Origin of the sequence: Pleurocapsa sp. PCC 7319 (genome assembly GCF_000332195.1) — a bacterium.
GTDB lineage: Bacteria > Cyanobacteriota > Cyanobacteriia > Cyanobacteriales > Xenococcaceae > Waterburya.
On sequence record NZ_KB235922.1, the window covers coordinates 3516198 to 3532520 of the forward strand.

The 16323-nt window shown below is 39.8% G+C and carries 12 protein-coding genes; 6 read left to right on the forward strand and 6 right to left on the reverse strand.

The features are described from left to right. Positions 1-94: 94 nt before the first annotated feature. A complete protein-coding gene (gene lipA / locus PLEUR7319_RS0119935) occupies positions 95-1012 on the reverse strand; it encodes a lipoyl synthase (protein WP_019506994.1) in 918 nt (305 codons plus the stop codon). A 179-nt stretch (positions 1013-1191) separates the two neighbouring features. Between lipA and PLEUR7319_RS0119940 the strand changes: the two genes are divergently transcribed. Together PLEUR7319_RS0119940 and PLEUR7319_RS0119950 are read left to right on the forward strand one after the other, a co-directional pair. Continuing rightward, the gene (locus tag PLEUR7319_RS0119940) at positions 1192-1755 is read left to right on the forward strand and encodes a response regulator (RefSeq protein WP_019506995.1); all 564 of its coding nucleotides are present in this window, start codon (positions 1192-1194) and stop codon (positions 1753-1755) included. 678 nt (positions 1756-2433) lie between these two features. Beyond that, a complete protein-coding gene (locus tag PLEUR7319_RS0119950) occupies positions 2434-3528 on the forward strand; it encodes an AI-2E family transporter (RefSeq protein WP_019506997.1) in 1095 nt (364 codons plus the stop codon). A gap of 67 nt (positions 3529-3595) precedes the next feature. On the opposite strand, the gene bioF is transcribed toward PLEUR7319_RS0119950, so the two are convergent. The 5 genes from bioF to PLEUR7319_RS0119975 all read right to left on the reverse strand — a co-directional run bounded on the left by bioF (position 3596) and on the right by PLEUR7319_RS0119975 (position 11558). Continuing rightward, positions 3596-4747 carry an 8-amino-7-oxononanoate synthase gene (gene bioF, locus PLEUR7319_RS0119955; RefSeq protein ID WP_019506998.1) on the reverse strand — a complete coding sequence of 384 codons (1152 nt, stop codon included), beginning with the start codon at positions 4745-4747 and terminating at the stop codon, positions 3596-3598. Positions 4748-4844: 97 nt separating this feature from the next. Then, positions 4845-5066, reverse strand: coding sequence for a hypothetical protein (locus PLEUR7319_RS0119960; protein ID WP_019506999.1), 222 nt, complete (start codon positions 5064-5066; stop codon positions 4845-4847). A gap of 289 nt (positions 5067-5355) precedes the next feature. Continuing rightward, entirely contained in the window at positions 5356-6852 is a 1497-nt protein-coding gene (gene purF / locus PLEUR7319_RS0119965) for an amidophosphoribosyltransferase (RefSeq protein ID WP_019507000.1), read from the reverse strand. A 214-nt stretch (positions 6853-7066) separates the two neighbouring features. Further along, complete coding sequence (gene purL / locus PLEUR7319_RS0119970; RefSeq protein WP_019507001.1) at positions 7067-9421, reverse strand: phosphoribosylformylglycinamidine synthase subunit PurL; 2355 nt, start codon at positions 9419-9421, stop codon at positions 7067-7069. 322 nt (positions 9422-9743) lie between these two features. After that, the gene (locus PLEUR7319_RS0119975; RefSeq protein ID WP_019507002.1) at positions 9744-11558 is read right to left on the reverse strand and encodes an ABC transporter ATP-binding protein; all 1815 of its coding nucleotides are present in this window, start codon (positions 11556-11558) and stop codon (positions 9744-9746) included. 242 nt (positions 11559-11800) lie between these two features. Here PLEUR7319_RS0119975 and PLEUR7319_RS41385 point away from each other — a divergent pair, with 242 nt between their 5' ends. The 4 genes from PLEUR7319_RS41385 (at position 11801) to PLEUR7319_RS0120000 (ending at position 16184) form a co-directional block, all read left to right on the forward strand. Beyond that, entirely contained in the window at positions 11801-12553 is a 753-nt protein-coding gene (locus PLEUR7319_RS41385; RefSeq protein WP_019507003.1) for a hypothetical protein, read from the forward strand. Between the two features lie 92 nt (positions 12554-12645). Further along, positions 12646-12915, forward strand: a complete 270-nt coding sequence (locus PLEUR7319_RS36150) for a hypothetical protein (protein ID WP_019507004.1) — start codon at positions 12646-12648, stop codon at positions 12913-12915. A gap of 791 nt (positions 12916-13706) precedes the next feature. Beyond that, a complete protein-coding gene (locus tag PLEUR7319_RS0119995; RefSeq protein WP_019507006.1) occupies positions 13707-14876 on the forward strand; it encodes an AI-2E family transporter in 1170 nt (389 codons plus the stop codon). A 12-nt stretch (positions 14877-14888) separates the two neighbouring features. Further along, a complete protein-coding gene (locus PLEUR7319_RS0120000; RefSeq protein WP_019507007.1) occupies positions 14889-16184 on the forward strand; it encodes a DUF389 domain-containing protein in 1296 nt (431 codons plus the stop codon). Positions 16185-16323 lie beyond the last annotated feature (139 nt).

The following is a 16323-nucleotide window of genomic DNA, read 5'->3' on the forward strand; positions in this document are numbered from 1 at the left end:
TGTACTTTAACTTTCAGAGAAGGAGTTAAGGGATTTTTAATGTTAGCTCAGTTCTCAATTGATGTCTAAAATAGCAAACCAACCCAATTCCAACTTAACTTTCTCCAGCATGATAAGAACTACGTACTAGAGGAGCAGAACGAACATGAGAAAATCCTAAGTCTTGGGCGATTTGACCCAAGTGAGTAAATTCATCAGGAGTCCAATACTTTTGCACTGGTAAATGAGCCAAGGAAGGACGCATATATTGACCAATTGTTAGGCGATCGCAATTACTAGCTCTCAGATCTTGCATCGTCTGAATAATTTCCGCTTCTGTTTCTCCCAAACCTAACATCAAGCCTGATTTAGTAGGGATCGTGGGATCTAGTTCTTTAACCAAGCGCAATACATTTAACGAGCGATCGTATTTTGCGCCTCTTCTGACTGGTCCTTGCAAACGTCGCACAGTTTCTAGATTGTGATTATAACAAGCTGGTTGAGCTGCAACCACTGTAGCCACTCTATTCTTTTGCGCAATAGCGGAGTCTTTACCACTCCAAAAATCGGGAGTTAGAACTTCTATCTTAGTTTGAGGATTTTGAGCGCGAATCACTGTCATCACCTTGACAAACCATTCCGCACCACCATCTTTTAAATCATCTCTGGCTACTGAGGTTAAAACAACATAGCGTAAACCTAATAGGTTAACTGCATCAGCAACTTTTTGAGGTTCTTCGGGGTCTAACAACATTGGTGCATGACCTTTCTCTACTTGGCAAAAAGCACAAGCTCTGGTGCAAGTTTGTCCCATTAATAAAAACGTTGCCGTGTGATTGGCATAACATTCTCCTCGATTCGGACACCTACCCTCTTCACAGATTGTATGTATATTCCTTTGCCTAATGATTCGTTGTACAGTAGAGAGGTCACTTGCTTTACCAATGGGGCGTTTTAACCAAGAGGGAAGAGAGGTCACTTCATCTCGCCAGTTATTTTTAGTTGAGTTTGAGTATTGAGATTCATTATTCATAGTGATTTATTGTCAGCAACATTACTGACTATGAAGACAAAAATAATTGTAATTTTGATGTTTTTTCCTGTTATTTTAGTAATTTAAAAGGGAACTCTAAGCTTGTAAACATAAACTAACTGCCCACAAACAGTCTAGTGAATCTCAGGCGTAAGGAGTTAGTCGCTCAGGAGTAAATCGTGCCAACCCACAAAATTCTAGTTATTGACGATAGCAAAGTCATTAGAATGCGAGTCAAAGATATGTTGCCAGAGGGGAACTTTGACGTTATTGAAGCAAAAGATGGTCTTGAAGGGTTTAATCTGATTAGAACCGAAAACCCCAACCTAATCATGCTCGATTTCTTGCTACCGAAAATGAGTGGGTGGGAAGTATACCAAGAGATTCAAAAGCAACAAAAATACCGCTCAATTCCTTTGGTATTGATGTCTGGTCGCAAGGAAGAAGTAACAGACAAACTCCCTGAGCCTTTTGAATACTTTGCGTTTGTAGAAAAGCCATTTGATCGCGAGCAACTAGTGGATGCTATTCGTGATTCGATGGTAAAAGCCAAAAAACAACCCCAAGGTCTTAGTACGGGCTTATCTGAAGAATCTTCCAGTCCTCCCTCTGCTGACATAGCTGCTGTAACTTCTGAAGTTAAAGCACTTAAGCTCAAAGTTGCCAAACTTGAGCAAGAATCTGAACAATTAAAAAGGCAATTCAATCAATTAGTTAGTTTTATTAAACAGAAATTCAAATAATTTCTTACTTAGAATTTAATCTAGACTTCTACTAGAGAAAATATACTTCAACTAAGTGATGCTTTGTAAATCTTGGCTAATAAAGTAAAGCGGCAGAGCCGCAGCTATAAGCTGTAAGCTGTAAGCTTATAGCCAATTATAAGAGGCTTTAACCTCTCCTAATTGTAGACCACCAAACTTCGTTTGCTGGGGGCATTAAACCCGATAGCTATAAGCTGTTAGCCGTTTACCTAAGTAAACTTTAGAGCTTATAGCTTAAGGCTTAGAGCTTAAAGCTTTTTAAGGTAAACTCCGAGCTGTAAGATGTAGAATTATCGTAGTTTACTTTGAGTAATCTTAATTTAGTAAATTACTTTTAAGTTACATGAATACTCAGGCAGGATTTATTTTAAAAATAATTTTATATTCGACAGGGTTATCTATCTTAATTAAGTATGGTGGTCAGCTAATTGCGATCAAACCTACTACAACTCTTGTATTAATAATTGTATTATTGCCATCATTAATTATCGGATTGGTCTTGGGTAGGAATTACCAACAATAATCACTCAATTAGCTGAAATGTTATCCCTATTCTCAATGAACAATCAATAAATATAGAGTGTAAAAACTAATAATTCAGGTTAACCTATAGACCGAATCTAAAATTTACTCTCCCTTCTCTGAAGGATTACTAAGGTGAATTTCGGCACTTGGATTGGTCTGATTGTATTTTTTATTTCTTTATATGTCTTATGGCAAATTAAACAGTTATTGTTGCTACTTTTCACTGCTATTGTTCTAGCCACTTCCCTCAACATTTTGGTCAAAAACTTTCAAAAGCGGGGGATAAAAAGGAGTTTTGCCGTTTTTTTATCCATGTTTTCCCTAATTGCGGTAGCGGTTGGATGTATGTGGATAGTTGTTCCACCTTTTATCGATCAGTTTCAAGCCTTGGGTAAATTAGTCCCTCAGGGAGTAGAAAAATTAGATACCTTGTTAGATACACTATCGAATGGGCTATCAGAACGTCTTGGTCCTAGAATCACTAATTTTCTACCCGATACAGAGGAATTAAATCGACAGTTACAACCAATGATCCAGCAATTTTTGGGGGGAGGGTTGACTGTTTTTTATAATTCTTTGGGTGTGTTATTAAGTATTTTACTTTTACTTGCTATCACCCTCATGCTCCTAGCCGATCCGACTCCCTACCGTAAAGGTTTTGTGCGTCTGTTTCCCTCTTTTTATCGACGAAGGGTTGAAGAGATTCTAGATCTTTGCTCTGAAGGTCTAGAAGGTTGGCTAGTGGGGATTTTGTTTAATATGGTGGTAATTGCTATCTTAAGTTTTGTTGTCTTACTGATTTTAGGAATTCCCTTAGCTTTATCCCAGGCAATGCTAGCAGGAGTCTTAACTTTTATTCCTAATTTGGGTCCAACTTTGAGTGTACTGGCACCGATGGCGATCGCCTTAATTGAAGCTCCTTGGAAATCTGTTGCTGTTTTAATCTTGTATATAATTATTCAGCAAGTCGAAAGTAATATTTTGACCCCAATTGTCATGGCGCAACAAGTGTCTTTACTGCCAGCAATTACTTTACTATCTCAATTGTTTTTTGCCACTTTCTTTGGTTTTCTAGGTTTATTACTTTCATTACCTCTGACGGTGGTTGGTCAGATCTGGTTTAAAGAGGTAATTGTCAAAGATGTTTTAGATAACTGGAATTACTCTTTTGCTGGAAATCGAATAGTTGAAAAAGTAGAGAGTTTACCAACAAGTGAAGAAGAATAGTAATCCGACATATCATACTAGTCATACTAGATCCTGTTGGTATAAATTACTCAAATAAACGAATTAGCTATTCTTGTCGTAGCTTTTCTACTAAAAAATCTAAATGCGATCGCTCATGGGTTGCCATTAGCGACAATCGAATCCGACTTGTAGGTACAGTAGGAGGACGAATTGCTGGGGCGAATATACCAGCTTCGAGCAATTGTTGCGCTTTAGATAGGACAGCCTGAGGATTTTTAAATTCCATACAGATAATTGGCGACTCTGAGAGCAAAAGATTGAAATCTGATAGTTCTTGCTTAAGGTAGTAAATGTTTTGCCACAGTTGTTCTCGTCTAGTAGATTCTGTTTGAATTAGCTTAATCGCTTCATGGGCTGCTGCTGTATCCGCAGGAGATAAAGCGGTGGTATAAATCCAACTAGGTGCGCGATTACGCAAAAAATCAATTAAAGTTGCACTTCCGGCTACATAACCTCCAAGACTACCTAAAGCTTTGCTGAGTGTCCCAATTTGAATTAATTCTTTGCCCGTACAATTAAAGTGTTCGACGCATCCCGCACCAGTTTCTCCCATCACTCCTGTCGCATGGGCTTCATCGATCAACAGCATACAGGTAAATTCTTCGGCGATCGCAATCAATTCGGGTAAAGGGCATAAATCCCCATCCATACTAAAAACACTATCAGTAGTAATCAAACAACGGCGGTATAAATGACGATTGATTTGCAGTTTACGGCGCAAGTCCTCTGTATTGTTATGTTCATAATCGATAGTTTTCGCTCCGCTTAGAATAGCCCCCTTTTTCAGACTGGAGTGATTATATTGATCGCCTAAAATTAAATCTGGTTTACCGACTAATGCGGCAACGGTTCCAATATTTGCTAGATAGCCCGAACTAAATACCAGGGCAGATTCCGTTTGTTTAAGAGCTGCGATCGCATTTTCTAATTCTTGATGTAGTTCTCGGTGTCCACTAAGTAATCTCGACCCCGTACTGCCCGTACCGTAAACTTGTGTAGCGTTAATCGCCGCATGGATTAATCTTCGATCTCCTGCTAATCCTAAATAGTCATTGCTAGCAAAATTAATTACAGACTTTCCTGATAATTCTACTATTGCTCCTGGAATACCAGCGATCGTTTTAACTGAACGATACCAATTGGCTCGATGAATAGTTGTTAAAGATTTATCTAACCAACTATAAGGACTTGCAAGCATGATTTCCTAACTTTAGCTGGCAAAAATGACAAAAAACCTGCTGCAGTTTATCTTTACATATTTCCCAAAATATTGGCGCTTGAGAATGTAAATTGCTCTACTTCCGGCGAGAACTAACCGTAGCAACAGCAGCAGGTTTACCAAGCAAAAACAATGCCAGTAAAGCTAATAAATGAATTGACCAATGAGCGAGAACTAAGCCCCAAATCACACATGAAAGCGTCATTCCTACAGCAAGCAAGGCAAATATATCATTGGAAGTGCGAAGATATAAAAATACACTGACTACAGCTGTGATGAATAGCAAAATGGGAAACATAGAAACCACTCTAATTGGAAACTAAAATTTTAATCTTCTGAGCTAAATTTGATAGATTTTTCAAACGATAATTTTTGCTGATTAATGAGATAAATAAAATTTATTTATCTCTTTTTTTCACTTTAACGCACCAGAGAAATCTAGAAAGTGATATTGAGTCAAAAGCAGAATATTGTCAAACTTCTTTACATAAATTTCTAGTATCTCTTCAATGTAAAAGTTTTAATCAGTATTTATTCTCAGAGATAAGAATTTCAGAATATCCACAAATGTGGCACAAATAATCGCGCTAAACGGCGGTAGTCTCCTCCAGCATTAATTTAGAACGTTTAATATCTTCAGGGATTGATACGGGATAATTTCCCGTAAAGCAAGCGGAACAAAAATGATTAGTGTCTTCTTGGGTCGCTTTGAGCATTCCTGACCAAGTTAAGTAAGCTAGTGTATCTACACCAATACGTTTTTCAATTTCTGGAATAGACTTAGTCGCAGCAATTAGTTGATCTTGATTATCAGTATCGATGCCATAGAAACATGGATGAGTCACGGGAGGAGAAGAAATTCTCATGTGTACTTCTGTTGCTCCGGCATCTCGAAGAGTTTTAACAATCTTTTTGCTGGTTGTTCCCCGCACAATAGAGTCATCAACAATAATAATTCTCTTACCCTGCAAAGCATCCTTGAGAGTATTCAACTTCATCCGAATACCTGCCTCGCGCATACTTTGAGTAGGTTGGATAAAGGTACGTCCCACATAGCGATTTTTGATCAATCCTTCTCCGTAAGAAAGATCAGATTCACGGGAAAAACCGATCGCCGCCGGAATACCAGAATCAGGTACACCAATTACCAAGTCAGCATCTACAAAAGATTCACGAGCCAGTTGTCTACCCAGACGGATGCGATAGCTATATAAAGTCTCATCATGCATAACACTATCAGGACGAGCAAAATAGATCATCTCAAAAATACAGAGCTTTTTCTCCGCTTTTTCTGCCCAGTTCACTGAAACCAATCCCGATTCAGTAATCCATACCAACTCTCCTGGATTGACATCTCGTAAATATTCCGCCCCAATGATGTCTAAACCGCAAGTCTCAGATGATAATACATAGCGATTACTTTCACCTGATTCTCCAGGTATAATACCGATTACTAAGGGTCGAATACCATTGCGATCGCGGACACCCATCAAGCCAGCAGGAGTAGCAATGGTCAAACTGTATGCTCCAGAACACAATTTAAAAGCACTAATTGCTCCCTGAATCCAATCTTTGCCATGATTAACCTCATCAGCTATGGTCAAGGCAATCATTTCCGAATCAGTAGTGGTGGCGAAGTCAGCTTCTTTGTTAGCTAAATGTTGCCGTAGTTCTACTGCGTTAACCAGGTTGCCGTTATGAGCTAAAGCTAATTTACCTAACCTAGTATCTAAAATAACTGGTTGGGCATTTTCCTTGAGACTAGAACCGGTGGTTGAATAGCGAGTATGACCAATGGCTATTTCTCCTGGTAACTGCTCGAGAATTTCTTCACTAAAGACTTGGGACACTAACCCCATATCTTTATGACAATAAACCTGACCTTGTTTTAAAGTAGCAATTCCCGCAGATTCTTGACCTCGATGTTGCAAGGCATAAAGACCAAAGTAAGTAAGCTTAGCTACTTCAAAGGCTTGTTCTGGGGCATATACTCCAAAAACACCACAGGCTTCTTCCGGCTTATCCCCACGCTGATCACTCATTAGAGAATTATTTGTCCAATCAAAAGACTGTTGTGGAATCATGCTATAGCTTGCTCCTACCTTGCGGTAAATAAATATTTTATATATGTGTAAATGCTTGAAACTTTAACCCAACTCACCCATTTTACGAAGAATTTATCTTTAATGCTTGCTGACAAACAGAATGAGATCTGACTAAGTTTTGACCGCGAACCTTGGGCGGGCATAAACAAGTTTGCTGGGGAAAAATTTTACTCAAAAGTATTATCTTTAGTATTTAGGGAACTAATTTACTTTCTATTGCCTGGCTCCAGGTATCAGACAACATCCTAATCTTAACATTAATTAAAGAAAGATTATCATTTGTTAAAATGTTCAAATTTGATTCAGCTTCACCTACAGTACCTATTCTCATCCAGCAATCAGTTAGATTGCTTTGGAGATAAGCTTCCCACGCTGCTGTCATTTCCGAATTAACCGACACTACGATTTGACTGGCTACCTCCCCAAATAGCAACTCATCTAAGCGTTGTGACTCTGATACAGGCAGATTAATGTCTGCACCAAAGTTATTACCGATACAAGCTTCGGCTAAGGCGATCGCCAATCCTCCCTCTGCCAGATCGTGAGCAGATTGAATCCATCCTTGACGTATGCCATGACGACAGGCTGCTTGGACATTTTTTTCTAAATCAAAATCAACTACTGGGGGTTTGCCAGCTACAGTATTGTAAATGGCTGCCAAGTATTCAGATGCACCCAGAGAAGATCTTTGTGGTGAGTGGTGAGTGATAAGTTGAGAATCTGTTCCCAGTAAGTAAATAATATCCCCCGCTTGTTGCCAAGACTGACCACAAATTTTGGCAATGTCAGGAACTAAGCCTACCATTCCTATGACAGGAGTGGGATAGATTGGTTGAGGATTACCATCGGAATCAAGAGTTTCATTATAAAGAGAGACATTTCCCCCCGTCACAGGAGTAGACATTTCTCGACAAGCATCAGCAATACCACGACAGGCGTTAGCCAGTTGCCAATAGCCCACAGGTTTTTCAGGACTACCAAAGTTGAGATTATCAGTGACCGCTAAAGGTTCAGCTCCCACACAGCTCAAATTCCTAGCAGCTTCGGCAACAGCAGCTTTTGCCCCTTCGTAGGGATCGAGATAAACATAGCGGGGATTACAATCGGTAGTTGCTGCCACCCCAATATTACAGTTTTCTGGTTTGGCATCGAGAGGACGAACCCTAACTACAGCAGCATCGGCACCACCAGGTAAAAGAATCGTATTATTTTGCACCTGATGATCGTATTGGCGATATACCCATTGTTTAGAGGCAATCGTAGGAGTATCTAATAGTTGCAATAAAATTTCATTCCAAGTTTTGTAAGTTCCTTGGACGTCTATGCCCTGATAATCGCATCCTGGTAGTTCGTCATCAGCTTCCCATGTGGCTGCTTTTTGAGCATAAGCAGGAGGCTCTTTTAATAATTCTCGCTTGTATATGGGCGTGTCATCAGCTAGAGCAGTGGCTGTTACCTCGGCTGCTATTGCTCCTTGATATAAAATTCGCACAACTGGTTCTTCAATTACTGCTCCTGCAACCACAGCATGAAGTCCCCAACGGTGGAAGATATCAATTAATTCCTGTTCTCTACCTTTGGAGGCAACAAAAAGCATTCTTTCTTGAGATTCCGAGAGTAAATACTCATAAGGGGTCATTCCCGTCTCTCTAGCTGGAATCAGATCCAAATCTAGTTCAATACCAACACCCCCCTTATCTGCCATCTCCGAAGTAGAGCAAGTTAACCCCGCCGCACCCATATCTTGAGCAGCAACTACCGCACCAGTTTTAAAAGCTTCTAAGCAAGCTTCGACCAAAGACTTTTCTAAAAACGGATCTCCCACCTGTACCGCAGGGCGATCGTCCATAGAATCATCAGTTAATTCTGAACTGGCAAAACTCGCTCCTCCCATGCCATCTCTACCTGTGGTTGAACCGACATAGAGTACTGGATTGCCAATGCCTGACGCACCAGACTTAACTATCTCATCGGTTTCCATGAGCCCCAATGCCATGGCATTAACTAAGGGATTACCTGCATATGCCCGATCAAAATAAATTTCTCCTGCTACTGTTGGCACCCCAATGCAATTACCATAGTGTGATATCCCCTCGACTACACCTTGAAAAATACGTCTGGTTCGCGCATTTTCTAAGTTACCAAAACGCAGAGAATTCAAAATCGCGATCGGACGTGCGCCCATTGTAAAAATATCTCTAAGGATACCACCCACTCCTGTAGCAGCCCCCTGAAAAGGTTCAACTGCTGAAGGATGATTATGAGATTCAATTTTAAAAGCTAATCGTAAACCGTTACCTAAATCTACTACCCCAGCATTTTCTCCTGGACCTACTAAAACGCGATCGCCCGTAGTTGGAAACTGGCTTAACAATGGTCGAGAATTTTTATAACAACAGTGTTCCGACCACATTACGCCAAACATTCCCAATTCCGCCTTATTGGGATGACGACCTAACCGATTAACAATTTCCTGATATTCCTCTGGTTTAATACCTTCGGCAGCGATTTCCTCAGCACTAAAAGGGGTAGACCCAATCTCAGACATAGCAACCCTAGACTAATGGCACGAGGTTTATTGTATCTATTCTGGAGACATATAAGATGATTTTTTTTTAAAGCTCTCAAAGTCGCTTTGCTTTAGTTCGGAGTTCGGAGTTCGGAATTGTGAAGGAGACATCCAAAATCACCAATTCTAAGGATTTAGAGTACTCGCTACGCAAGAAGTAAGTTACGGAATTCGGAGTTTAGTCAAAAACCTCTTTCTTAAAGAAAAGTAATTGGAAAAAGATTAAAGCCTACCTCCAAACAAATAAAACTCCGAACTACTAACTACTAATTCCGAACTCACATTTAATTCCAAACTCACATTAGTCAGCTTTTAAGGTCAATTTTTTTCCTGGTCGAGAGCCAGTTTGTACTCTCCAGAGATTAGCATATACACCATCTTCGGCTAATAGTTCTTCGTGAGTTCCCCATTCAATCAGTTGACCATATTCCATTACATAAATGCAGTCAGAATGTCTAATGGTTGAGAGACGATGAGCGATCGCAATGGTAGTTCTATTTTGGGTGATTTTTTCTAGGGAACGGGCAATAGCTGCTTCGGTTTCGTTATCTACGGCTGATGTTGCTTCGTCTAAGATTAAAATTGGCGGATCTTTTAAGATTGCTCTGGCGATCGCGATTCTCTGTTTTTGCCCTCCAGAAAGTTTTTGTCCTCTTTCACCAACAATAGTGTCATAGCCAGATGGTAATTGCTGGATAAATTCATCCGCCTCAGCAATTTTAGCCGCCGCGATGATTTGGCTTAAGCTAGCATCAGGAGAACCATAGCTAATATTTTCTCTAACTGTACCGTGGAACAGAAATACATCTTGACTAACTAAGCCAATTCCCCGACGTAAATCCCATAAAACAATATCTTTGATATCTTGACCATCTAAAGTAATTTGGCCTGAGCGCACCTCGTAAAGTCGTAACAGCAATTTAACCAGGGTACTTTTACCCGAACCAGTTGCACCAACAATGGCAATGGTTTGACCGGCGGGAATATGTAAAGAGAGATTTTTAATTACAGGTTGTCTTTGATCGTAGGCGAAGGTAATATCATTTAAATTGACTTCTCCTCTTATTTCTGACAATGGTAAAGAGATATCTCCAGAATGAATGTCAATCGGGGTATCTAACAAATCGATCACACGGGATATGGAAGCCATGGCTCGCTGATAAAGATCAAAAGTTTGTCCTAAACGAGTTAACGGCCATAATAATCTCTGTGTTAAAAAGACCAATACACTGTATGTTCCAACTGCTATTGTTCCTGATGCCGCTTGCACACCGCCGTAAAGCAAAATAGCAGTAAAGCCAGCTAAAATAACCAAACGAATTAGAGGAATAAAAGCTGCGGAAAAGGCGATCGCTTTTTGGTTACTCTCGCGATAAGCGTTACTATCTTGTCTTAAGCGTTCTAGTTCGTAAGTTTCGGTGGTAAAGCTTTTAATTGTCGTAATTCCACTCAAATTATTAGCTAATCGCGAATTAAGTAAACTGACTTTTTCTCGTACTTCAGCATATCTGGGTGCAAGCCATTTTTGAAACATTACTGAACCCCAAATAATAATGGGAATGGGCAAAATTGCCATCCAAGCAATATCAGGAGTTAGGATAAAAAATGAACCACCGATAATAATTGCGGTAGTAACTACCTGTAAAATCTCATTAGCACCAACATCCAAAAATCTTTCTAATTGGTTGATATCATCATTGAGAATTGCTAGTAATGCTCCTGTACTGCGTTCCTCAAAATAAGCCAACTCCAAATCTTGAACATGGCGATAGGCTTCTAAACGTAAATCATGTTGCAGAGTTTGTGCCAGATTGCGCCATAGTCTTTGATAAGCATACTCAAATAGCGATTCCAAACCCCAAACAATTGCTGATAACAAAGACAAAACTAGAAGCTGTCCAAAAATATCAGTGATGCCAAAGCGAGCCACAATTGAATCTTCTTGTTGTACAACCACATCCACCGCAGCACCAATAATTGCTGGAGGTGCCAGGTCAAAGAGCTTATTGAGGATAGAACAAGTTACAGCTTGCCAAATAGTAATTCGATATTTATCCCCATACTGCAGTAATCGAGCAAGAGGGTGTTGAGGCGATTTAGCTTTGTTTAAAGTCATGCTTTACTTTCAGTTCCACTGGCTTCTGCTTGAAAACTTAGCAGATTTTAGTGTTTATTAGTAAGTTACCGACAATTTATTTTTAGGTCGGTTTAACTGAAAATATCTCAGGCATAGCCTGAAGAGTGACGGAGAGAATCTTGTCTCACTATATCTCAATGGTTTTAAGACATAGGAATAAGAGACCAGCTTGTAAACATTGAAAATCTCAAAATTTAATATTTAAAGTGTGAGAAGTAATTATGAATCAGAACAATTTGAAAGATTTTTCCCTTCCAAAGAGAAAACGACTTAAACCAAAAAAAATTAATAGCTTTAGACTATTACCATACTTGAAATTCAGCAGAGTAAATAGATTTAGCCATCTTGCCATAACAGCATTTATGTTAACAGTGGTTATGACGGTACTAACCCCCGCATTGTTGTCTATGGACAACTCTATTGCTAATGGCGCCTCAACAAAGGGAACAAGTGAAGAGTTGATTTTAGCTCAGGAGGAAGCTGCCCCCGAAGAAGCTACTGGAGAAGAGGGAGCCGCTCCCGAAGAAGCTACTGGAGAAGAGGGAGCTGCTCCCGAAGAAGCTACTGGAGAAGAGGAAGCTGCCCCCGAAGAAGCTACTGGAGAAGAGGGAGCTGCCCCTGAAGAAGCTACTGGAGAAGAGGGAGCTGCCCCCGAAGAAGCTGCTGGAGAAGAGGAAGCTGCCCCGAAGAAGCTACTGGAGAAGAGGAAGCTGCCCCCGAAGAAGCCGCTCCCGAAGAAGCTGCCCCCGAAGAAGCTACTGGAGAAGAAGCTGCTGGAGAAGAGGAAGCCGCTCCCGAAGAAGCTGCCCCCGAAGAAGCCGCTCCCGAAGAAGCTGCCCCCGAAGAAGCTGCTGGTGAAGAGGCTGCTGGTGAAGAGGAAGCCGCTCCTGAAGAAGCTGCTGGAGAAGAGGAAGCTGCTGGCGAAGAAGCTGCTGGAGAAGAGGTTCCCTTTGAAGAAGCTAAGAAATCTTTAGAAGAAGAAATCGACGAGAAATATGAAGAATGGGAATCTCAAAAAACAAGTAGTGAATTCTCTCACAGTATCTCTGCGATCGCTACAATTTTGATGGCTCTTTTGATGACAATCTTAGGTGCAGGAATATTTCAGCCTCCATACAGAAAAACGATGATTATAATTTTTGGAACAATCGTTATTCTTATCCAGTTAAATATCAATGCATTTATCTTGAAAGAAAGTCTTGCTGGATATGAGGTTTTGGCAGAACAGGGCGAAGCTTTAAAAAGCAAGTTGGAGAATGTCGAAACAGAAGAACAATTAAAAGAGATTCAAGAACAGTTTCAAGAAATAGTCTTGGAGTCTTTATCAATGGAATAACTTGAGATTCTCTATTCTTTAAGGATTAAGAGGATACACTTGTCCCTGAATTAAGGTATCCTCTTTTGCATTTGAGACCAAAAAAATTTTTTACCTAGTATTTAAGGCGCATGGCACTAAATGCCATGAATCTAGAGACCACTCTGAAGCGTAGTCTGCGCCAAAAAATGAAACGCGCAGCTATGAATAATGACTGTTCTAAAATGCTTTTGTCAATAGGGTTTGAGATGCTCTTACCCTGTAAAAGCAGCTAGTGTATAAATATCAAAAAAAGAGTTTCCCGATTTACCTAATTGCCAAAGATTATTCCACCAATCTACAGCAACTTGATTAGAATAGTAAGTTGCATCAAAACAGATAATATTGATAATTATCAAAATACTTTAGAGGATGTCTGAAAAGTAAATTTTGTTACTTAAAAGTTAGATCTAATACGTAGATGATGAAGTTGAAACCCAGTAATCCCGTTAGGATAAATTAACTCACAAGTAGCCATTGAGACTTTTAAGATATCCTTTTAGTCTTTAGTAGTAGAATCTAGCCCAGAAGGAAACTAGTTTTCCTGGTAATTTAATTATAATTTTTCAGCAAAAAATTAAGACTTAAAAGTGTGGTAAGTAGTTAACTTAATATTTTTATTTGTATATCTACAGATGGATGAATGAGCAATTAAATTGTGAGATTTGTAGTAGTTAGTTATTTATTATGACTAAAAGTATCTTTTAGTGCTAAAAGCTGCATTTAATTGAAATTTAATACATTTTTCATTCGACTAAGATAGAGGAAGGAGCTTGAGTTTTAGTAATTTTGTTGGTGCGATTGCCTTATTAATTGCCGTTTATGTGTTGTGGCAGATTCACTTTATTTTGCTGCTGTCATTTGCTGCGATCGCTTTGGCTACGGCAATTAACTATTTAGTTAACTTGTTAATGGAATCGGGAATTAAAAAACGAGGAGTATCAATTATTGTAGCCTTAATTTTGCTGCTACTAATATTTATTGCTTTTATTTTGCTTATTATTCCGCCATTTATCGACCAGGTACAACAATCCTCACACTTGTTACCCCTCGCTGTCGATAGAATAGAAGTCTGGTTAACGTGGCTCCAGCAAAGAGTTCCCGAGCAGTTAGTCGGAGAAATTCAAAAGCTAGAAAATGTTACTCGTGAATTACCCAACATAGTATCCAAAGTTGTAGGTAACTTTTATAGTGTGTTTTCAGGTTCATTGGAAGCAATCTTGAATATACTGGTGGTTACGGTAGTTACAGTGATGCTTTTAGCCACTCCTCGTCCATATATACGATTGTTTGTCGCATTTTTCCCTTCTTTCTATCGTCGTCGAGCAGCACGAATCCTCCAAAAATGTGAGACAGCTTTAGTTGGTTGGACTAAGGGAATTTTATTCAATATGCTAGTGATTACTATTCTTAGCTGGCTGGGTTTATCGCTTTTGAGAATAAAACTTCCTCTCGCTAACGCGCTTTTAGCTGGCTTATTAACCTTCATACCCAATTTGGGTCCTATTTTAAGTTGCATTCCTCCTATAACCTTGGCCTTGATTGATGCACCTTGGAAAGCCTTGGCGGTGATGATACTCTACATTCTAATTCAACAGACTGAAGGCAATATTTTGACACCTTTGGTCATGAAAAAGCAGGTATCCCTGCTACCAGCAATTACCTTACTTGCGCAAGCTACATTTGCCGTCTTTTTCGGCTTTATTGGTTTATTTCTGGCACTACCACTAACTGTTGTGGCTCAGGTCTGGATTGAAGAAGTTCTAATTAAAGATATTTTGAGTAGTTGGAATCGAAAAAGCGATCGCTCAACTAGCCTAAGACATCGCTCCCAGCCAAAATCGATTAAATTTACTACCCCTAAACACAATTTCTCTCCATCAACTTCATCTGAAGTAATCACCACTACTGAAATTGATTTTAATAGTGAAAATACAATCTGAGGACAATTGTAAATGCGACAACTATTAATTGAGGTACAGCGAGGACAGGGCAAAGCACTGCTCAATTTAGCGGAAAAATATCAAGGAGCTAATCTGAGTCAATTAGAGGGCAATACCAAAAGAGGTGCGATCGATCTGATAATCGCTTATTTTCCTAATGGTCAAATAGAACAGTTCTTAGAGGAGTTAGAGGATTTTGAGGAATTGCACGTTACTTTGGTTCCTCGTGGTGTGATGCCTCTGCAACCACCGGTAGCAGAAATTCCCGATGAAGTTCTCGATGTGCAATCTCGTAGTCCTCTAGAGGTTTTTTTAGCTGGATTACAGAGTATCGGAGCTTGGAAAGGTTTTATTGCCTATGCTGTAGCTGGTGCAGTTATTGTTTGGATTGGTTTATTTACCAACAGTAGTTTTTTATTAGTAGCAGCAATGTTAATTGCCCCCTTTGCAGAACCAGCAATGAATGTAGCGATCGCTACTGCCAGGGGGGATGGTTTATTACTCAGAAAAGGTCTCGTCCGCTATCTAGCTGCGATCGCCGTCACTATTTTGGTAACAGCAGGATTAAGTTTAATTCTTAATCAAGAACTGGCATCTAATGCGATGGTAGAAAGTAGTAAAGTAGCAACGGTTTCGGTATTGCTGCCTCTGATCGGTGGTGCTGCTGGAGCATTAAATTTGTTACAGGCAGATAGAAGTAGTTTAGTTTCTGGTACCGCAGTGGGAATGCTGGTCGCTGCCGCTCTTGCTCCCCCTGCGGGAACAGCAGGAATGGCGCTCGCTCTGGGGCTGTGGTCAATGGTGCTGAACTGTTTATTTTTGTTGGTATTACAATTGGCAGGGATTAATATAGCTGCTGCCACAGTTTTTCGCCTCTACGGTTTATCTCAAAAGGGAGCGCGTTATAAGCGGGGTAGTAAATGGATCTTCCCAGTCACCATAGCTATTACTGCTGCTCTATTGATTGGTTTATTAAGCTATCAATTCACTTCCGACCCCAATTTACAACGTTCTAGTTTAGAACAAAGAGCTAATGCGGAAGTCCAGAAAGTGATTAACAACAGCGACATGGCTAAATTAGTGAAATCGAGCGTCAGCTTTACCAGAGCCGATGTCGAAGACCAGAATACTTTGCTGTGTCTAATTTACGTTCAGCGTTCTGAAAATGTAATCGCTTCCAACAAAGAAATCAGCGATCGTCTGACCGGCAAAATTCAAAACCACCTGATGCGAAAGGATTTTAAAGCTACACCACTGGTTAATGTGAGTGTGCTAGAAACCCCTTCGAGTTTTAGACCTCAAAACTAAGCCTATAATTTTTTTTCCTTTATATTTATAGGTTTAAAAATTTAATAACTATGAAAAATTATGAACGAGCAAAATAACCAATCATCCGAGTCTTTACTCTTCTTAATTTGCGGCATGAATTTAAGTACAGCAAAAGGCT